We start from the raw sequence: 19,088 nt of genomic DNA, 5'->3' as shown, positions 1-19,088 counted from the left end.
GTGATTATAAGTCGCTCTAGATTTTTTATCTGCCCAGAAAAATCATGATCATAAATAATTTAGGCTTAAGTAGGTCGAAAAAATTTTTTAAATTTTATTTGCTGATATATTTGTATTAATAATACCTGTGTAATTAAAAAATGCATGAAATTTTAGCTTTTATAGATAGTTGGTTTAGACCTGGACTAGTAGTTTTGGCTACATCTTTAGGACTTTTTTTGACCTTTAAAAAGTTTGGGAATTCAGTGTCAGTAACATACACGGTTGAGAGTGATTCGTTGGTTGCACCTAGAATTTCAAATATAGTATTAATAAATCATAAAGATAAACCAGTTAGTATATTTTCGATTATTGCTGTTTTTGATAAAGAAATTTCACTAACACTTCATGAGTGTAAGCCTCCATTGATATTAAAGCCTTATGAGACAATAGCAATTACGACGGAGCCATATAGTTCACTGAACATCAAAGGTCATCCTTATGATCCAGAGCTTTTCAATTCTGAAGTATACTTAGAAACTGCAGATAAGCTGATTAAGTGCAAGTCAAGAAAGAAGCCGGACCTCAGCCAAAGCTACCGCAGAGTAATGAAAAGTATCAAAACCTTCAACGGTATTGTTCATAGTGATTTATATAAATATTTATTGGTTTATAGAGTGAATGGTGAATTGAAAACTACTTTCATACATTATTCAGGATTCTTTGAAAATGATTGGTCATATACTTTTAACATGATCAAGGTCGAACTTGGAAAGGAAATCGAAGCCGAAGCAATTATGAACGCTTTAAGTGAACAAGGATTATTATCATTTTTCGAAACTTATGCTTTATATGAAATTAAACCTCATAGATATGAGCTTATTTCTAGAAATGAAAACGAGAATGAAGAATAATTTTTTGCGACAGCTTGATGGCAATTGTTTGGTAATGTACTGATATTAATGATAATAGCTTGTCCTTGACATAGTAGAGGTCTCTAACTGAAATAGTTGATTAAGAAAATAATAATGCAACCAATTTGCAACTTTCATATTTTGGATTTTATGTAAGAGTTTGAATATTCATTAATAAATATAAAAGTCTGCACCATTGATCATCGGGGGCGTAAATTCAAAACTGTGCATGAAGAAAGATCTAAAAACTGAGCAAATAAAGCAGAGAACACATCATGAAAAATGCTCAATCTGTAGTGTGAACATATCCATTTTAGCCAGTGCGATGCTATCATATTTAATTCTTATGTACATGTTGTGAGTAATATGCAGTATTCATTCAGTCTGGAACTTAATAGTGAAGTCGATACCCAAAACTTAGCTACCGTACTGGCGACGCATTTTACGACGGGTGTAGCGTATTTAATTGGTGACTTGGGTGCAGGAAAGACCACGTTAACTCGTTATTTTTTACAACACTTGGGTCATCAAGGCGCAGTAAAAAGTCCAACCTATACATTGGTTGAACCTTACAATATTCAAGGAAAAGATATTTTTCATTTTGACTTATATCGTCTGAACGACCCCTATGAGCTTGAACTCATGGGCATCCGTGATTATTTAGAAACGCCAAACGCCCTATTTTTATTTGAATGGCCATCTAAAGGGGGCGACGAAATCCCTGCGGCTGATTTAATTATTAATATTGAAAAGTCTGCGGATGAAAGCACCCGTACAGCGACTTTAAGCTCTTCTTCAGAAACTTTGCAAAACGCTTTGGAGCAAAAATTTAACCATGCTGAATGAAATCAGTGCCCGCCGCATTCGAACGCTTGATCCTGCCTTAGCCAACCAAATTGCAGCAGGGGAAGTGATTGAACGTCCCGCTTCTGTGGTCAAAGAATTACTGGAAAATGCCATTGATGCAGGGGCGACTGAGCTGATTGTTCGTATTGAACAAGGCGGCAGTACACTGATTGAAATTATAGACAATGGTCGGGGCATTCACCCTGAAGATTTGCCTTTGGCGGTTATGCGCCATGCCACCAGTAAAATCCAAACTGCTGAAGATTTACATGCCATTGTCAGTCTGGGCTTTCGTGGGGAAGCCTTGGCTTCGATCGCTGCGGTATCTCGTTTGACATTGACCAGTAGCCAAAATGATGACGGTGTAGGCTATCAGGTCGAAGTAAATGGCACTGCATTTGATTCACAAGAAATTCAGCCTGTGGCAGCGACGCAAGGCACCACCATCCGTGTGCAAGATTTATTTTTTAATGTGCCTGCACGGCGGAAGTTCCTCAAAAAACCGGGGACTGAGTTTGGACATATCGAAGAAATTGTCCGTCGTTTAGCACTGACCCATTTTGATATTCGTTTTGTCCTTGAGCATAACAATAGTATTAAGCTGAACTTGCCTATTGCAGACAGTGGCGCGCTCCGTTTTCAGCGGGTGCAACAATTATTAGGCCGTCAATTCACTGAAAATGCGTACTGGATGGATGCTGATAGCGTCAATATGCGTCTTAGTGGTTGGTTAGGTCATCCTTCAGATGCACGTGCGCAAGCCGATATGCAATATGTCTATGTGAATGGACGTATCGTAAAAGACAAGACCGTTTCACATGCACTTCGCATGGCCTATGACGGTATTCTGCATGGACATCAACATGCGGCTTATTTGTTGTTTATGGAAGTTGATCCTGAAAATATTGATGTGAATGTGCATCCGACGAAGCATGAAATACGTTTTCTAAATCAACGTGAAGTACATGAGTTTGTTCGTCATTTTGCCAAATCGACATTAGCGCAATTTCAAACCGCGACCGCCGAATTGTCATCTGCAATGAAACTTGATGGGCAGGCACACGAAAATATTATTCCGCAGCCGCGTCATCAGGAACAATTTTCATTACATCAACCTCAGTTAGTTGCAGAGCAAGGCACAAATTTTGTCAGTCCAGAGATCGCAGGCGGGCTTACTGATTTTAGTTCGCCAGCTGCTGTGCAATATGCATCAAATCATGCGTCAACAGGGCAGGAAGCTTATACACCGCAATATTCAAATGCGTCGAACAATAGCGCTGGATATCAGTCAAATTTAGCGGGTTCCAGACAGCTCAACAATGCATTGCAAAGTTTTTTAGCGCCTTTACGTCAAACTGAGTCTACAAATGATCCTGATTCCGCTTTAGCTGAACATATTCAGCAGAAAGTTGATGAGCATCCTTTGGGGATTGCCATTGCGCAATTGCATGGTATTTATATTTTGGCCCAAAACACCGAAGGTTTAATCATTGTTGATATGCATGCGGCACATGAGCGCATTGTTTTGCAACAAATGAAAACTGCTTGGGATAAACCTGAGTTTTGGACATCGCAGCAATTGCTGATTCCTAAAGTTGTGAGTATCAGTCGGATGCAAGCGATGCGCGTCGATGAGCTCAAAGAACAATTGGCACGATTAGGTTTAGAAATAGACCAATATGGCGATGAGCAAGTCATTGTTCGAGGTGTTCCTGCTATTTTGCATAAAGCAGACTTTGATGCGTTGATCCCAGATTTATTAAATGATTTAGACCCAAGTGATCAGGTTGCAGGGTTACTACAAAAGCGCGATCAAATATTGGCAGGCATGGCCTGTCACGGCGCTGTACGCGCACACCGTATTTTAAGCCTATCTGAAATGAATGCATTACTGCGTCAGATGGAACAAACTGAATTTGCCAGCCAATGTAACCATGGACGTCCGACGTGGCGTGCATTTCCATTGGCACAGCTAGATAAACTTTTTGCTCGAGGAGAGTAGTTTTACATGTCAAATCAATTGCCGGTCATCAACTTAATGGGACCAACTGCAAGCGGTAAAACCGCCTTGGCATGTGAACTGTACGAGCAAGGTGGATTCGAATTAATTTCTGTCGATTCTGCTTTGGTTTTTCAGGATATGGATATTGGTACGGCCAAGCCGAGTAAAGCTGAGTTGGAGAAATATCCACATCATTTGATTGATATTATCAGTCCACTAGAAGTGTATTCAGCAGCGAACTTTGTGGAAGATGCGTGTGTACTGATTGATGATATGCATGCACGAGGTAAAACACCGATTTTAGTCGGTGGTACGATGTTGTATTACAAAGCTTTATTGGAAGGGTTGTCTTCAAACTTACCAAGTGCAGACTATGCTGTACGTGCAGAAATTGAAGCCAAAGCTGAGTCGCAAGGTTGGGACGCTGTATATGCGGAACTGTGCCATGTCGACCCATTGGCAGGTGAAAAATTTAAACCGAGTGATAAGCAACGGATCATTCGTGCGCTCGAAGTTTTTAAGTTAACCGGTAAACCCATTACGCAGTTACAAGCTGAGCAACCTAAAAACGTACCATACCGTTACAATTTTCATAATTACGCATTATTGCCCGACCGATTAGAATTACATGAGCGTATAGCTCAGCGTCTAAAAATAATGTGGGAAATTGGATTTTTAAATGAAGTGAAAGCTCTCATTGAAAAATACGATTTAGATGAAAATTTACCCTCTATGCGCTCAGTTGGATATCGTCAAGCTTTAGATTTTTTGAAAAATAGTGATCAAAGTAGCGAAAAACAGCGCGAAATGGAGGATAAGGCACTTTTTGCAACACGACAACTTGCAAAACGTCAATATACTTGGTTAAGATCTTTGCAAGAAACGCATAAATTTACTACATATTTAACTGCGCAGCAGGCTCAAGAAGACTTGCGAAAGTGCTACGGATAAAGCAAAATTTACAGACTACCTTTTTGATAATTTTTAATTGAAAAGTAAAGGTAGCTTTTGCGCTGATTTTTATTATTTTTTGGAGTTATAACATGTCTAAAGGTCAAACTTTACAAGATCCGTTCTTAAATTCTCTCCGTAAAGAACGTATTCCTGTGTCGATCTTCCTTGTAAACGGTATTAAATTACAAGGTCATATTGAATCTTTCGACCAATACGTTGTTTTATTAAAAAATACTGTAAGCCAAATGGTTTACAAACATGCTATTTCAACTGTTGTTCCAGCACGTAACCCACGTCCTGCTGGTGCTCCTGCTGGTGCTCAAGGCGCTGCTGGCTTTGGCGGTCAACAAGGTGGCTTCGGCGGCGGTCAACAAGGTGGCTTCGGTGGTCAAGGTGGCTTCGGTGGTCAAGGTGGCTTTGGTGGTCAAGGTGGCTTTGGTGGTCAAGGTGGCTTCGGTGGTCAAGGTGGCTTCGGTGGTCAAGGTGGCTTCGGTGGTCAAGGTGGCTTCGGTGGTCAAGGTGGCTTCGGCGGTCAAAATGCTGGTTTTGATGGCGAAACTAAATTTGAAGATGCTCAAGACGACGAAAACAACAATCGTTAATTGAGTTAAAAAAACCTCCCAAATGGGAGGTTTTTTTTGCCTATAAAAAGAGTAGATGGTTTAAATGCTGGGTTTTTAATAATTACTACAACGCCGAATGATGATAAGAATCGACATAAAAAAACCAGCCGAAGCTGGTTTTTTGTTTATTCACTTATTTCTTTTTGCGATCTAGAGCAGGGTCTTTAATTTCAACATAGGCATTATTGCGAATTTCACGTAACCAGCTGTCCAGTTCAGTGTCAAATTGACGCTCACCTAAAATCTGACGTGCCATACGTTCTTGTACTTCATGAGTCATGTCTTGTTGACGTGTATCGGTCACTTGCAGGATGTGCCAACCAAACTGAGATTGGAAGGGTTTGCTGATTTCACCTTTCGCAGTTGATTTCATCATCGCTTCAAATTCTGGAACCATAACACCTGGGCTAACCCAACCTAAACTACCACCATTGGCAGCAGAACCGGTGTCATTCGAGAATGTTGAAGCCAAGACAGCAAAATCTTCACCTTTTTGCAGGCGGATATACAAGCTGTCGATCATTTGCTTGGCATTTTCTGGACTCACTACCTCAGAAGGTTGAATCAAGATATGGCGAGTTTGATATTGAGGAACAATGGCTTTTTGTTCGCCACCTTTACGGTCGACCAATTTTAAAACATGAACGCCATCACGTACTGAAATCAGTTCAGTGGTTTGACCAACTTGCAAAGGTGCTACACGTGCAGCAAGTTCATCTGGAATATCAGATAAGTTGCGGAAGCCCATATCGGCACCGTCAACTTTAATGTCTTTGGTGCTGTATTTGCTGGTAATCGCTTTAACATCGTTGCTTGCTGCAAGTTCTTTACGAATGTCTTCAGCGATTTTAACGGCATTATCACTGCTAGCAACGCGTACATGTAAGACGTGGACTTGATTACCTAGAGCAGCTTGACCTTGTGGTGAGCTTAAGAAGTTTTTCACATCTTGGTCACTGATTTGAATACGAGAAGTGACCAACTGTTGGCGTAGACGTTGTAAAGCGATGTCTTCAGCGATACGTGCACGTAAACCTGCATAAGTGTTTGGCGCAACAGCATCTAATTTTTGCTGAAACGCTTCTAAACTTGGAGAACCTGCATCTTTTGCAACTTTAAGTACGGCTTCATTGAGCGATTTTTCGTCCGCTTTGACATTGTAGCGTTTCACTTGTTCAAGTTGTGCTTGGCGCGTAATTAGTTGTTCTAAAGCTTGTTGCTGCAAATATTCAGTCGGTGGGATGGTTTGTTTTTTTGCTTGAAGTTGGTGAGTGATCTCGGCAATGCTTTGATCAAGATCACTACGTAGAATCACGCTATTGTCAACTACAGCTACAATTTCATCTTTAGGTTGCGCAGCAGCAAATACAGATACAGAAGTCGATAGGCAAAGTGCCAAAGCTGATGCTTTAAAAATTTGTTTTAACTGTTTTGTCTTCATTAACGTTCTGTCCAAGATTGATTAATATTGTTAAAACCCAACACTCGGTTTTCAAGCAAAGAGGTTAATTTATTGTTGAAGCCACCTAAACCTTTTAGAGTGAACTCCGCCATAATGGCACGTTTTGGTTTAACATCTGATGATGTTACATCATCTAAATCGTTATAGTACGAACGACCATAAACTGAAACACCCCAGCAGCATGACTCGTAGTTCACACCAAGTAAATATTCACGCGCAATACTGTTGTCGAGGTCATATTGTGCATGACCGATAATACGCCAGTTATTGTGAATAGGTTGAATAAACGATGCTACTGCTTGGTCATAGCTGTCTTGGCGGTTCGGAATGTCTTTACGGTAGAAATAACCGACATTGTATAAATTGCCTTTATTTCCTGTGTAATACATTTGAATGTCGCGCTGAGCATTATCACCATTCGCCATCCATGCAGAATTGGCATTCACACTGATGCTGTCAGATAGTTGGCTAGAAATGCTCACGACAGGGCCAGTATGGCGTTCGGTATCAAATTTATCAGAGACGTTGTTTAGCGTGACGCGGCGGTCTTCAAAATAGAAACTTTGACCAACGCTGGCTTTTAAACGTTCAAGACCTACATCATCAAATAAACTATAGCTTAAGCCTAGAGATGCGAAGTTGTTGTCTTCTAAACGGTCATTACCGTAGAAGCGACGCGGGCTAAATAATTGGTCATAGTTAATTGACGCTGTAGTTGAGTCAAAGTTCGGGTTAGTGTCTTGGTTTTTGTATGGAGAATACGCATAGAAGAAGCGTGGCGTTAAGGTTTGTAGATAACGACCTTCGCGCTCCATCACAAGACCCGCATCTAAAGTAAATTGCGGTACAACGACCGATTTACTTTCATTTGATGAACTAATGTTTTGTGCATTAACGGTGTCTTGATCGTAAATCGTGTTGACATTGCGAATCGTTGCTTCAGGAATCACAAATGACCAAGGAGTACGATAGTTATAACGCACACTAAAGTCGTTATAAATACGTGCACCGCTTGGCTCATACATTGGCGAATCGCCAGTACTGCTTGGAATATTGTTACTACGTAAGTTCTTTTTGAAGTAAGCCGTATCATTGTTGAATTCGTACTGTAAGCCGAGCGGATTACCAGTCTTGTAGTTCAGTAGGAATTGCGGCAAACGCGCATACGGGCGGTCTTCATCACTGACAGTTTTATCCAGTGTTTGGAAGTCTTCAACTTTAAGCTGTGCTTTTAGGCCAGGGATACCATTTTTATAATTGAGTTCCCATGCACGGCGTAAGTTCAGGTCAGTTTTTGAGTTTGGATTATTATTGAGATCTGAGAAATAGTCTTTATCAGATGCATAGTTATATTCTAAATTTGTCGTGAATTGATCGTTAATTTTCCAGTTATGAAGGAAATGTAAGTCTTTACGATCTTGATCATCATACTTTTGGTCGGATGGTAAATAACCACCCCACACAATCCCTGAACCAAAGTTTTTGGTCAAATAACGGAATTCACCTTCCATCATTGCACCACGGTCTGCGATATAACGTGGCGTTACCGTAGCATCATAGTTTGGTGCAAGGTTTAGGTAAACTGGTACTGCAAGTTCAATACCACCGTCATTGGTAAAACCAAAGCTTGGGGTCAAAATACCTGTGGTACGACGGTCATCAATCGGGAAGTTGAAGTAGGGTACAGCCATGACAGGAACATCTTTTACATAAAGTGTTGTTCCTTTGGTTTCGCCACGACCGGTTTCTTGATTCAGCTTAATTTTGTCTGCTTGAATTTTCCACGTTGGTTTTTCATCGGGTGGACAAGTGGTATATACCGCATTTTCTAATTCAAGTGTTTCGGTTGAAGTGCGTGAAATTTTTTCAGCACGACCATGTGCATGCTGCTGTTCTGCAATAAAGAAGCTGTTATTTAAATCACCCTGTTGGGTTTTTAAATTGTAATCAATTGAATCGCTTTGAGAGATCAGCCCTGACTGTGCCATTTGCACACGGCCAGAAGCATTGGCATAGGTTTGGGTTTTATCAATTTTGATTTGATCGGCACGAATTTGACGACCTTCTTGGTCAATCAAAACATTACCTTCAAGAATGGAATCGCCATTCGGGTCAAAATGACCATAGTCTGCGGTAATGGTAGAGGTTGCATCTTCAGGTGCGACCGCTTTTGTCGTTGGCGCAACAGGGGTAATCCACGTGCCAGTACAAAACGCTGAACTTAACTGATTGGTGTTGCGAATCTGTGCTTCAGGTGCAGACTTATCGACATAATATTGTTCGAAGAACTGCTGCCCCGGATAAGCTTCTGAAATGCTTTGTTTGAGTTGTTCTGTATCGTCATCCGTGGACGGGTTTGAAACAGGTGCTGCATAGCTTGGTAACGAGCTACCACATAGAAGGGTTAAGATCGCAGTCGCTAAAGGATTAAATTTAAACTGATGCTTCATTTGTCTCATTAACCAGGTATGCTTAATCGCAATTAATTATTGTCGCATCATAGAGAAAAAGTTGATAAGTAGCTACACTTAGCACTTTAAAAACTCAGCCTGTATTAGAATTTATCGCAAATGAATACACAACGTGAACAATTGATACAAACATGGATTTCATCTGTACTCGGTTCAGATCAATTTGAAATTAACTTCTTAGCAGGCGATGCAAGCTTCCGTCGTTATGCACGAATCAAATTGAATAATAAAACATTTATGCTCATGGATGCACCACCAGAAAAAGAAGATTGTGGTCCTTTTGTGTCGATTGATGAATTTTTTGATGCACATGGCGTGCGTGTGCCGCATATCGTGGCCAAAGACCTCGATCAAGGCTTCTTATTATTGGAAGATTTTGGTGATGTTTTGTTGTCTACATTGTTAAATGATCAAACAGTAGACGCGCATTATGCTCAAAGTTTTAAACAGTTGATTCAATTACAGTCAATTGATGGTGCTGCTCATTTTCCTGCATATGCCTATGAAAAGCTGATTTCTGAAATGGAGCTGTTAACCGATTGGTTATTGCCATCTCTACAAGTGCAGCCAACTGCAGAAGAATCGGCACTCATTAAACGTACCTTTGCTATCTTAGCCAATGCAGCATTGGCTCAGCCTCAAGTGATTGTGCATCGTGATTTTCATAGCCGTAATTTGATGGTGCTCGACGGTGAACAAGATCAGGGCGTGATTGATTTCCAAGATGCTGTGATTGGTGCAGATACTTATGATTTGATCTCAATCACGCGTGATGCTTATGTGCAGTGGAATGCAGATCGCGTTTATGCATGGTTTAAAACGTTCTATGATTTGCTACCTGCATCGGCTAAAGATGGTCGTAGCTTTGAGCAATTCAAACAAGACGCTGACCTCATGGCGATTCAACGTCATATCAAAATTTTAGGTATTTTTGTGCGCTTATTTGAGCGTGATGGTAAATCGGGTTATCTCAAAGATTTACCACGCGTGATGTGGTATTTACTCGAAGAAAGTAAACCGTATGCAGAATTACAACCTTTTATGCAATTTATTCAGGCTAAAGTATTGCCGAAATTTGAAGCCAAATACGGCACTTATGAGGTTGTTGCATAATGAAAGCCATGATTTTAGCGGCGGGTATCGGAAATCGGATGCGCCCTTTAACATTGTATAAGCCAAAGCCTTTGCTTGAAGTGGGTGGAAAACCACTGATTGTTTGGCATATAGAAAAGCTAAAAAAAATTGGCGTAACTGAAATCATCATCAATTCTGCATGGCTTGCAGATATCCTGATTGGTACTTTGGGTGATGGTTCGCAGTTTGGTGTAGATATTCGTTGGACACGTGAAGCGGAAGGTTTGGAAACAGCTGGTGGCATCATTAATGCCTTGCCTTTGCTTGGGACTGAACCATTTATTTTGGTGAATGGTGACGTTTGGACGACCTACGATTTTTCAGCTTTGCTGAATGTTGAGCTGAAGGATGACTTGGCACACTTAGTTTATGTGACTAACCCAACGCAACATCCAAAGGGTGATTTTGTCTTGGATGCAGGGCGTAGTTATACCTTTGAGCAAGAACATACAGGCGAGGCACTCACCTATAGTGGGATCGCAGTTATACATCCAAATATGTTTGATGGATTGGAAGCTGGTAAGCGTCCGCTCGCACCTTTATTGAAACAAGCCATGTTGGATGGAAAAATTTCTGCAGAGAAAATGCAAACTGCGTGGGTTGATGTTGGCACACCTGAGCGTTTAAGTGATCTAGATCTACAGATTCGCCAAGGCATGTTCGATTAAGTGCATATTCGCTAAGCGTTAGCTACTGTTCCACGGCTTAGAAATCGGTATACTTCAGTTAATTTTTATTGAGATGTCTTCTTTATGCATCCTTTTTTTCAAGACTTAAAGCAAGGTAGTCAAAAGCTTGGCTTAGATTTGAGTGAAGAAGCATTAAATCTATTGCTGAAATACCAAGATGCCCTAGTGCTGTGGAACAAAGCGTATAACTTGACCGCTATTCGTGATCCTAAAGAAATGTTGGTTAAGCATTTATTGGATAGCTTAAGTATCCTAAATGATTTGCCTGCAGGTCGTTTGTTGGATATCGGTACAGGTGGTGGCATGCCGGGCATGATCATTGCGCTGTGTCAGCCTGAACGTGAATGTGTGCTTTTAGATGCCAACGGTAAAAAAATTCGATTCTTAAAACAATTTATTGCTGACTTAAAACTAAAAAATGTCATTGCGGTACAAACACGTGTCGAAAATGAAGACAGCATTAATGAACTGGGTCAGTTTGATGTGATCACCAGTCGTGCTTTTGCATCGTTAACGGATTTTGTGGATGCATCTAAACCGTATATGCATGAGCAAAGTATTATTGCGTCGATGAAAGGCTTAATTCCTGAAGAAGAAGTTGAAACACTGAAAAGTGATTTCAAGATTGATATCGTTGCATTACAAGTTCCACGACTTGATGAGCAGCGTCATTTAATTTTTCTTAAACGTATTTAAAATTTTCAAAGGACTGGGGTTACCATGGCTCAAATTATTGCGATTGCAAACCAAAAGGGTGGCGTAGGTAAAACCACAACGGCTGTGAACTTGGCTGCATCTTTAGCCATATTAAAAAAACGAGTTTTACTTGTGGACATGGATTCACAAGGCAATGCCACGATGGGTTCAGGCATTCAAAAAAATGATTTGTTGTATTCAGTCACCGATGTCTTACTTGGTGAAGTGCCAATTGAAACCGCTATTTATAAAGCGGAAGTAGGCTATAAAGTTTTAGGTGCAAACCGTGACTTAGCCGGCGTTGAACTGGCGATTGCGGATCAAGACGGTCGTGAGTTTATTTTACGTGAAGCGTTGGCAAGTGTTGAAAAAGACTTCGACTATATTATTGTCGATTGTGCGCCAAGTTTAAGTTTGATCACTGTCAATGCACTTGCAGCGGTACGTGCGGTGCTGATTCCAATGCAGTGTGAATATTATGCCTTGGAAGGTTTGGCCGATTTAACCCAAACCATTGATCGTATTCAGCAAGCTTTAAACCCAGATCTAGAGATCGTGGGTGTGCTTCGTACCATGTACGATGCGCGTAATGCCTTAACACGTGATGTGTCTGCTGAGCTTGAACAATACTTCGGTCAGAAACTTTATGACACGGTCATTCCGCGTAATATTCGTTTGGCTGAAGCGCCTGCGCACGGTTTGCCAGTAATTTATTTTGAAAAAAGCTCGAAGGGTGCAGTTGCTTATTTGAACTTGGCAGCTGAGATGTTAAAAAAAACCAAAGTAAAAAAAGGAACTAAAGCATGACCGTAAAAAAACGCGGACTGGCTAAAGGTCGTGGTCTGGATGCCTTACTCGGCTCAATCCAAAAAGAAAAACTACAGCTCGAAGCAAAAGCTTTAGATCATGGACAGTTAAAACAAATTGATGTGCATTTATTGAAACGCGGCGAGTATCAACCGCGTCGTTTCATTAAAGAACAAGATTTACAAGAACTTGCTGCATCGATTGAAAAGCATGGTGTCATGCAACCAATCGTGATTCGTCCTGTTGAAGATGAAAAGCATCCCTACGAAATTATTGCTGGTGAGCGTCGTTGGCGTGCGGCTCAGCTTGCAGGTTTAACTGAAGTTCCTGCCATTGTTCGTGACTTGAGTGACCAAGTGGCAATTGCCTTGGCATTGATTGAAAACATTCAACGTCAAGATTTGAACCCAATCGATCAAGCCATGGCTTTGCAACGTTTCCATGATGAGTTTGGTTTAAGTCATCAAGAGATTGCTGACACGGTTGGTAAAGCACGTACCACGATTAGTAACTTGCTACGCCTCTTGTCTCTAGCGGATCAAGTCAAAGACTTTATGCAGCAAGGTTTGCTCGATATGGGGCATGCACGTGCGATCTTGACCTTAAAAGCCAAAGATCAGCTTAAAGTTGCTGAAATGGTGATTGAAAAAAGTATGTCTGTACGTCAAACCGAACAATTTGTTCGTGATTTGAATGCACCAAAACTACAAAAAGCCAAACCAAGTGTTTCATCAGACATTCAACAACTGACACAACGTCTCTCTGATCGTTTCAGTGCAGATGTGAAAATTGATCATAATAAACAAGGGAAAGGCAAGCTTGTGATTAGCTACCATACTCTTGAAGAGCTAGATGGCATTTTAAATATTTGTCTAGCTGAATAATTTTTAAATTCGATTTATTGGGGAAAATCAAATGTGGGAATTAGTCAAAGCGGGCGGGTGGTTAATGATCCCGCTCGTCATTTGTTCGATCTTTACGGTAGCCATTACCATTGAACGCTTTATTCGTTTAAAAAAATCTATGGTGTTACCAAAAGATTTGATGATGAATGTAAACACATCGGTGAAAGATGTGGTTCAACAGCTAAAGCAAAGTCCAACTTTACAGCAAAGTACATTGGGTCGTGTATTGGGCGCAGGTTACGCTAGTAAAGATCAAAACGAGCAATATGCACGTGCGCAAATGGAAGTCACAGCGTCACAAGAAATTGGTTATTTAGAAAAAAATATCAACTTTTTGGGCACTTTAAGCGCTGTTGCACCGTTACTGGGTTTATTGGGTACGGTGATCGGTATTATTGAAGCATTCTTAATGATTGATATTGGTACCAATAGTGATCCTGTGTTAATGATGCCGGGTATTTCAAAAGCCTTGATTACCACTGCTGCCGGTATGTTAATTGCTGTGCCTGCATTATTTGCGCATCGTTATTTCCAACGTTTGGTTCAGGAATATGTGGCTGAGTTAGAACAGCAGTCGACATTATTTCATGCCGCTTTGTTTTATAAAAAAACACCTGAAGTAGAAAGTCAGGACATTCAGAAAGCCAGCTGAGTGGAGACTGCGCATGAAATTTAAACGTCGTCAGGTTGAAGATATTCATATCAACCTCACACCGATGATTGACTGTTTGATGTTCATTTTGGTGTTCTTGTTGCTCTCGACCACCTTTAACCAAATGAGTCGAATGAACCTGACTTTGCCAGATGCACAGGGTGTTCCGCCTAAAAACTATGATCAAAAGATTGAAGTTGTGGTGGATTCATCGGGACATTATTCTGTCAATGGTCAGTCATTGGTCAGTAAAGAAGTCTCTGATTTGAATACTGCAATTAAACAGACAGCCAATGATCGTCGTGATTTAATGTTTGTGATTGCCGCAGATGCAAAAGCAACACATCAAGATGTGATTCGGGTGATGGATGTTGCAGGTCAGCTTGGATTTGTGAATATCAACATCAGTACCAAAGTTCCAACTCGAGGTTATTAGTGAAGCACGATTTTAAGGTCTATTTACGCCTATTAAGTTATTTAAAACCTTTTTGGGGAATCGGCCTGCTGGTTTTGCTTGGTTTCGGTATTAATGCTGCGACAGAAGTTTCTGTCGCAAAATTATTGGAACGCATTATTGAAGCCATTCAAAACAAAGATCAAAGCTTTACAACCTTATTTCCACTCTTGGTGGTTTTATTGATGTTCTTCCGTGGACTCGGTTTGTTCATGGGGGGATATTTTACCGCAGTGATTTCTCGAAACTTAATCTTTAATATTCGTCAGCAAGTATTCGCAAAACTCATGCGTTTGCCTTCGCAATATTATTTAGATAATTCGAGCGGTCATATCACTGCAAAAATTATGTATAACGTTGAACAGTTGACGGCGGCATCGTCTGAGTCACTGAAAACGATTGTACAACAGGGTCTGATTACCATCGCATTATTGGGTTATTTGCTGTATACCAACTGGCGTTTAACCCTGTGTATTTTGATTTTTGGCCCAATTATTGGTCTGATTATCCGTAAAGCGTCTAAGCGCATGCGTAAATTATCCATGCAAGTACAAAGTACCATGGGTGATGTTAACCATGTGGTACAAGAGACTGTGCAAGGCAACCTAGTAGTGAAGGGCTTTGCAGGGCAAGATTATGAACAAAAACGTTTTTATGAAAGCTCGATGGAGAACTTACGCCGCGGCTTAAAGATGGTCGTGGTGCAACAACTCAATAGCCCGATTGTTCAGCTGATTATGTCGATTGCGCTCAGTATCGTGATGTACATCGCGCTACGCCCAGAGATTTTACAAGATACAACAGCAGGTGAGTTTGTTGCCTATATTACTGCTGCAGGTATGTTGAGTAAGCCGATTAAAACCCTGACGGATGTCAACGAAAAACTACAACGAGGCATGGCAGCAGCTTATTCAGTTTTTGAATTGCTTGATATGCCTGAAGAAGTGAATAACGGCACGCTTAAGCCTTCTTTGAAAGGCGATGTCGAATTTAAAAATGTTAATTTGATCTATGCTGATGGTCACCATGCGATTCATGACTTCAATTTAAAAGTCAATGCAGGGCAAACCGTTGCATTGGTTGGGCGTTCAGGTGCAGGTAAAACCTCACTGGTCAATCTGTTGGTGCGTTACCAAGAGGTGTCGTCAGGACAGTTGTTGCTTGATCAGCATGATATTCACGACATAGAACTCAATAGCTTGCGTACTCAGATTTCGATGGTTAATCAGCAAGTGGTTTTGTTTAACCGTACTGTGCGTGAAAATATTGCTTATGGTCAACTCGAGCATGCAACAGATGAGCAAATCATTGCTGCTGCTAAAGCTGCATTTGCACATGATTTTATTATGGATTTACCGCAAGGTTATGACACGCCATTGGGTGCCCAAGGTTTAAATCTATCCGGTGGTCAACGTCAACGGATTGCGATTGCACGTGCCATTTTGAAAAATGCACCGATCTTAATTTTAGATGAAGCGACCAGTGCACTAGATAACGAATCTGAATTTTTCATTCAGCAAGCATTTGACGCTGCGATGCAAGATCGTACCACGATCGTGATTGCACATCGTTTATCGACCATTGAAAATGCAGACTGTATTGTAGTGATGGATAAAGGGCGTATTATTGAACAAGGTTCGCATACGGAATTGATGGCACAACGTGGTGCGTATTACCAACTTCATCAGCGTAATTTTGAGGAAAATTAAGTCATGTCTTTTGCACAATTGATTCAGGATGCTTGGAATGAACAGGCAAAGTGGCTCGTTGTGTTTAGACCTTTGTCATGGCTTTATCGTGGCGGCTTTTTACTCAATAAAAAACTCTATCAATCAGGTATTAAGCAAAGCTATAAAGCTCCTATTCCAGTCATGGTCATAGGAAATATCACAGTGGGTGGAAGTGGAAAAACCCCATTGCTCATCCACTTGGTCAGTTATTTAAATAGCTTAAAGCTGCGTGTTGGTGTGATCAGTCGTGGCTATGGTGGTCAAGGACCATTTCCGGCCTATGTGGATTTAGACTCGACGGCTGAAATCGTGGGTGATGAACCGAGCTTAATCGTTCAGTCTACAGGTGTGCCAATGGCGGTCGGTCCAAATCGCCAGCAAAGTATTGAGTTACTGCTATCTAAGCATGAATTGGATTTGATCATCTGCGATGATGGTTTGCAGCATTGGGCGCTTCAACGTCAGTTGGAGTGGATCGTGCTGGATAATAACCGTGGTTTAGGCAATGAAAAATTATTACCCGAAGGCTATTTGCGTGAACCGAAAAAGCGCCTTGCCAGTGGGACGGTCATTGAACATTCAGCAGATCCAAGTTCTCCACTGAATATGCACCTAGAAGCGGCGCAGCCTTATTTACTTAATAAAGATCTTGTGACGACATTTGATGCAAACAAGGATTTTTATGCCGTGGTGGGTATCGGCTTTCCGCAACGATTTTATAAAACTTTAGAAAATATGGGGATTCATCAATTTCAATGTCATGAATTCCCAGATCATTATGAATATGAACTGAGTGATTTGCAGTTTGAAGATGCCAATCCCATCATTACCACTGAAAAAGATGCAGTTAAAATTTTAGCGATCCTCAAAAATAATCCAGATTTTAAAAGAGAAATATGGGTTGTTCCTGTAGATGCAGTGTTGTCACCTGCGTGTTATGAAACTTTGCATGCGCAGTTGAAACAACTGGGTCTGAAACTTCCCGAAGGCATTTAATTTATGAAACATATTGTTATTCCTGCACGTTTTTCAAGTTCACGTTTACCAGGTAAGCCATTGCTTGAAATTCACGGCCGTCCGATGATTTTACGTGTAGTCGATCAAGCCAAAAAAGTTGCAGGGTTCGATGACCTCTGTGTCGCTACAGATGATGAGCGTATTGCAGCAGTATGTCGTGCGGAAGGGGTTGATGTGGTATTGACCTCTGCAGAGCATCCATCTGGGACAGATCGTTTAAGTGAAGTTGCACGCATCAAAGGTTGGGCGAGTGATGACATTATTGTCAATGTGCAAGGTGATGAACCTTTGCTTCCCGCTCAATTGGTAAAACAAGTTGCACAATTACTTGTAGATCAGCCGACATGTTCAATGTCGACACTCTGCGAGCCGATTCATAGTCTAGATGAGTTTCAACGTGACAGTATCGTCAAAGTGGTAATGTCAAAGCACAATCAAGCGCTGTATTTTAGCCGTGCGACTATTCCGTATGACCGTGATGGTGCAAAGCAAGCTGAACAAACCTTGCATGATCAAGCCTTTCGTCATTTAGGCCTTTATGCATACCGGGTAAAACTCCTGCAAGAATATGTTACTTGGGATATGGGTGTGCTTGAAAAATTAGAAAGCCTTGAACAATTACGTGTTTTGGAAAATGGTCACCGTATTGCCATTGCTGTGGCAGAAGCGAACCTTCCACCGGGCGTAGATACGCAAGCTGACCTTGATCGTTTGAACCAAATGGATGTTTCAAACTTCGAATAAGGTTAAACGATTTATGCAAAATGAAATTGTGGCGCAAGTTTGCCCTTGGCAGCAAAATACATGGAATACATTAACCAGCCGTTTTCCACAACTGGGACATGGCGTGCTTTTGTATGGCAAAAAAGGCTGTGGTAAAGAGGCATTTGCAAAACAATTTCTTGCATGGGTGCTGTGTCAAAAACGTGATGAGCGAACTGAGCCATGTGGTGAGTGTGGGAGTTGCCAGTGGTTAAAGTCAGATACACATCCAAATTTTGTCCACATCAGTACAGATGAAGACAATAAAAAGCAAAATGCCAAAATTAAAATCGAAAAAATTCGTGATTTATTGCCCTTTGTACAGCAAACCGTAGACGGTTGGCGAGTTGTGTTGATTGAGCCTGCTGAAGCATTAAACATTGCATCATCAAATGCATTGCTGAAAACACTGGAAGAGCCGGGCGAGCGGATTGTGATTATGTTATTGGCAGAGCATTATTTGAAATTGCCGGCAACCATTCGCAGTCGAATGCAGCACTATGCATTGGATCGTATCGAACCAGAACAATCACAACTTTATTTACAGCAGCATTTGCCCGATAGTGGTGAAACTCAGCGCAAAGTTCTCATGAACTTAGCCAGTCAAATGCCATTACAAGCGATTTCATTGGCAAGTAGCGAATGGCTAAATATGCGCCAAGAGTTTCTACAAGATTGGCAAAAACTTGTGACACAAAAAAACATGCCGATGGCAATTGCGACCAAGTGGAATAAAGCACTGAGTTTTAGTGATTTTAGTCAAATGTTTGAATACTTGTTGTCCGATATAATTTGTGTCAAGCTAAATCAATCCATAAAAAATATAGATTTGGATTTTGGAGTGTTGGCAGAGCAATATTCGCTCGAAACACTCTTTGGGATTTATACAGAATTACAGCAGTCTAAGCGGTTCATCGAGCAGAACGTACAGGGGAATCTGGTCGTAGATGAGCTTTGCATCAAACTGATGAATGTTTAATTAAGGGGGAAA

The 19,088-nt window shown here is 41.0% G+C and carries 18 protein-coding genes; 16 read left to right on the top strand and 2 right to left on the bottom strand.

Annotated features, from left to right (window positions below; genetic code table 11):
• Positions 1 to 140: 140 nt before the first annotated feature.
• From B1202_RS02325 to hfq, 5 genes are all read left to right on the top strand, one after another.
• Positions 141 to 893, top strand: coding sequence for a hypothetical protein (locus tag B1202_RS02325; protein WP_078188968.1), 753 nt, complete (start codon positions 141 to 143; stop codon positions 891 to 893).
• Between the two features lie 366 nt (positions 894 to 1,259).
• Entirely contained in the window at positions 1,260 to 1,739 is a 480-nt protein-coding gene (tsaE, locus tag B1202_RS02320) for a tRNA (adenosine(37)-N6)-threonylcarbamoyltransferase complex ATPase subunit type 1 TsaE (RefSeq protein ID WP_078188967.1), read from the top strand.
• Entirely contained in the window at positions 1,729 to 3,741 is a 2,013-nt protein-coding gene (gene mutL, locus B1202_RS02315; RefSeq protein WP_078188966.1) for a DNA mismatch repair endonuclease MutL, read from the top strand. Before tsaE ends, mutL begins: the two co-directional genes overlap by 11 nt.
• Before the next feature lie 6 nt (positions 3,742 to 3,747).
• Positions 3,748 to 4,692, top strand: coding sequence for a tRNA (adenosine(37)-N6)-dimethylallyltransferase MiaA (gene miaA, locus B1202_RS02310; RefSeq protein ID WP_078188965.1), 945 nt, complete (start codon positions 3,748 to 3,750; stop codon positions 4,690 to 4,692).
• Positions 4,693 to 4,784: 92 nt separating this feature from the next.
• Positions 4,785 to 5,297 carry an RNA chaperone Hfq gene (gene hfq, locus B1202_RS02305; RefSeq protein ID WP_078188964.1) on the top strand — a complete coding sequence of 171 codons (513 nt, stop codon included), beginning with the start codon at positions 4,785 to 4,787 and terminating at the stop codon, positions 5,295 to 5,297.
• Positions 5,298 to 5,451: 154 nt separating this feature from the next.
• Here hfq and B1202_RS02300 read toward each other — a convergent pair whose 3' ends face one another.
• Together B1202_RS02300 and B1202_RS02295 are read right to left on the bottom strand one after the other, a co-directional pair.
• A complete protein-coding gene (locus B1202_RS02300) occupies positions 5,452 to 6,759 on the bottom strand; it encodes a peptidylprolyl isomerase (RefSeq protein WP_078188963.1) in 1,308 nt (435 codons plus the stop codon).
• Positions 6,759 to 9,230, bottom strand: coding sequence for an LPS-assembly protein LptD (locus B1202_RS02295; RefSeq protein ID WP_078188962.1), 2,472 nt, complete (start codon positions 9,228 to 9,230; stop codon positions 6,759 to 6,761). Before B1202_RS02295 ends, B1202_RS02300 begins: the two co-directional genes overlap by 1 nt.
• Positions 9,231 to 9,350: 120 nt before the next feature.
• Between B1202_RS02295 and B1202_RS02290 the strand changes: the two genes are divergently transcribed.
• The 11 genes from B1202_RS02290 to B1202_RS02240 all read left to right on the top strand — a co-directional run bounded on the left by B1202_RS02290 (position 9,351) and on the right by B1202_RS02240 (position 19,076).
• On the top strand, positions 9,351 to 10,364 hold the full coding sequence (locus B1202_RS02290) for an aminoglycoside phosphotransferase family protein (RefSeq protein WP_078188961.1): 1,014 nt from the start codon (positions 9,351 to 9,353) through the stop codon (positions 10,362 to 10,364).
• On the top strand, positions 10,364 to 11,053 hold the full coding sequence (murU, locus tag B1202_RS02285; RefSeq protein WP_078188960.1) for an N-acetylmuramate alpha-1-phosphate uridylyltransferase MurU: 690 nt from the start codon (positions 10,364 to 10,366) through the stop codon (positions 11,051 to 11,053). Before B1202_RS02290 ends, murU begins: the two co-directional genes overlap by 1 nt.
• A gap of 84 nt (positions 11,054 to 11,137) precedes the next feature.
• The gene (rsmG, locus tag B1202_RS02280) at positions 11,138 to 11,770 is read left to right on the top strand and encodes a 16S rRNA (guanine(527)-N(7))-methyltransferase RsmG (protein WP_078188959.1); all 633 of its coding nucleotides are present in this window, start codon (positions 11,138 to 11,140) and stop codon (positions 11,768 to 11,770) included.
• A gap of 24 nt (positions 11,771 to 11,794) precedes the next feature.
• Positions 11,795 to 12,577 carry a ParA family protein gene (locus B1202_RS02275; RefSeq protein ID WP_078188958.1) on the top strand — a complete coding sequence of 261 codons (783 nt, stop codon included), beginning with the start codon at positions 11,795 to 11,797 and terminating at the stop codon, positions 12,575 to 12,577.
• Complete coding sequence (locus B1202_RS02270; protein WP_078188957.1) at positions 12,574 to 13,461, top strand: ParB/RepB/Spo0J family partition protein; 888 nt, start codon at positions 12,574 to 12,576, stop codon at positions 13,459 to 13,461. The genes B1202_RS02275 and B1202_RS02270 overlap by 4 nt, the downstream gene beginning before the upstream one ends.
• A 31-nt stretch (positions 13,462 to 13,492) precedes the next feature.
• Complete coding sequence (locus B1202_RS02265; protein WP_078188956.1) at positions 13,493 to 14,134, top strand: MotA/TolQ/ExbB proton channel family protein; 642 nt, start codon at positions 13,493 to 13,495, stop codon at positions 14,132 to 14,134.
• A 13-nt stretch (positions 14,135 to 14,147) separates the two neighbouring features.
• Complete coding sequence (locus B1202_RS02260; RefSeq protein WP_078188955.1) at positions 14,148 to 14,570, top strand: ExbD/TolR family protein; 423 nt, start codon at positions 14,148 to 14,150, stop codon at positions 14,568 to 14,570.
• Positions 14,570 to 16,297 carry a lipid A export permease/ATP-binding protein MsbA gene (gene msbA, locus B1202_RS02255; protein ID WP_078188954.1) on the top strand — a complete coding sequence of 576 codons (1,728 nt, stop codon included), beginning with the start codon at positions 14,570 to 14,572 and terminating at the stop codon, positions 16,295 to 16,297. Before B1202_RS02260 ends, msbA begins: the two co-directional genes overlap by 1 nt.
• A gap of 3 nt (positions 16,298 to 16,300) precedes the next feature.
• Positions 16,301 to 17,314 (top strand): tetraacyldisaccharide 4'-kinase, encoded by a 1,014-nt coding sequence (gene lpxK / locus B1202_RS02250; RefSeq protein ID WP_078188953.1) that lies wholly within the window; start codon positions 16,301 to 16,303, stop codon positions 17,312 to 17,314.
• Positions 17,315 to 17,317: 3 nt separating this feature from the next.
• Positions 17,318 to 18,079, top strand: coding sequence for a 3-deoxy-manno-octulosonate cytidylyltransferase (gene kdsB, locus B1202_RS02245; protein WP_078188952.1), 762 nt, complete (start codon positions 17,318 to 17,320; stop codon positions 18,077 to 18,079).
• A 13-nt stretch (positions 18,080 to 18,092) separates the two neighbouring features.
• Entirely contained in the window at positions 18,093 to 19,076 is a 984-nt protein-coding gene (locus tag B1202_RS02240) for a DNA polymerase III subunit delta' (protein ID WP_078189220.1), read from the top strand.
• The last annotated feature ends 12 nt before the right edge of the window (positions 19,077 to 19,088 follow it).

The sequence above is a fragment of the Acinetobacter amyesii genome (assembly GCF_002018365.1).
GTDB lineage: Bacteria > Pseudomonadota > Gammaproteobacteria > Pseudomonadales > Moraxellaceae > Acinetobacter > Acinetobacter amyesii.
This window is presented reverse-complemented; position numbering and strand designations above follow the sequence as displayed.

What these genes read in the sequence shown, in the direction of transcription:
- B1202_RS02325 (WP_078188968.1), top strand. Translation starts at nt 141, where the DNA reads ATGCATGAAATTTTAGCTTTTATAGATAGTTGGTTTAGACCTGGACTA.
- tsaE (WP_078188967.1), top strand. Translation starts at nt 1,260, where the DNA reads ATGCAGTATTCATTCAGTCTGGAACTTAATAGTGAAGTCGATACCCAA.
- mutL (WP_078188966.1), top strand. Translation starts at nt 1,729, where the DNA reads ATGCTGAATGAAATCAGTGCCCGCCGCATTCGAACGCTTGATCCTGCC.
- miaA (WP_078188965.1), top strand. Translation starts at nt 3,748, where the DNA reads ATGTCAAATCAATTGCCGGTCATCAACTTAATGGGACCAACTGCAAGC.
- hfq (WP_078188964.1), top strand. Translation starts at nt 4,785, where the DNA reads ATGTCTAAAGGTCAAACTTTACAAGATCCGTTCTTAAATTCTCTCCGT.
- B1202_RS02300 (WP_078188963.1), bottom strand. Translation starts at nt 6,759, where the DNA reads ATGAAGACAAAACAGTTAAAACAAATTTTTAAAGCATCAGCTTTGGCA.
- B1202_RS02295 (WP_078188962.1), bottom strand. Translation starts at nt 9,230, where the DNA reads ATGAAGCATCAGTTTAAATTTAATCCTTTAGCGACTGCGATCTTAACC.
- B1202_RS02290 (WP_078188961.1), top strand. Translation starts at nt 9,351, where the DNA reads ATGAATACACAACGTGAACAATTGATACAAACATGGATTTCATCTGTA.
- murU (WP_078188960.1), top strand. Translation starts at nt 10,364, where the DNA reads ATGAAAGCCATGATTTTAGCGGCGGGTATCGGAAATCGGATGCGCCCT.
- rsmG (WP_078188959.1), top strand. Translation starts at nt 11,138, where the DNA reads ATGCATCCTTTTTTTCAAGACTTAAAGCAAGGTAGTCAAAAGCTTGGC.
- B1202_RS02275 (WP_078188958.1), top strand. Translation starts at nt 11,795, where the DNA reads ATGGCTCAAATTATTGCGATTGCAAACCAAAAGGGTGGCGTAGGTAAA.
- B1202_RS02270 (WP_078188957.1), top strand. Translation starts at nt 12,574, where the DNA reads ATGACCGTAAAAAAACGCGGACTGGCTAAAGGTCGTGGTCTGGATGCC.
- B1202_RS02265 (WP_078188956.1), top strand. Translation starts at nt 13,493, where the DNA reads ATGTGGGAATTAGTCAAAGCGGGCGGGTGGTTAATGATCCCGCTCGTC.
- B1202_RS02260 (WP_078188955.1), top strand. Translation starts at nt 14,148, where the DNA reads ATGAAATTTAAACGTCGTCAGGTTGAAGATATTCATATCAACCTCACA.
- lpxK (WP_078188953.1), top strand. Translation starts at nt 16,301, where the DNA reads ATGTCTTTTGCACAATTGATTCAGGATGCTTGGAATGAACAGGCAAAG.
- kdsB (WP_078188952.1), top strand. Translation starts at nt 17,318, where the DNA reads ATGAAACATATTGTTATTCCTGCACGTTTTTCAAGTTCACGTTTACCA.
- B1202_RS02240 (WP_078189220.1), top strand. Translation starts at nt 18,093, where the DNA reads ATGCAAAATGAAATTGTGGCGCAAGTTTGCCCTTGGCAGCAAAATACA.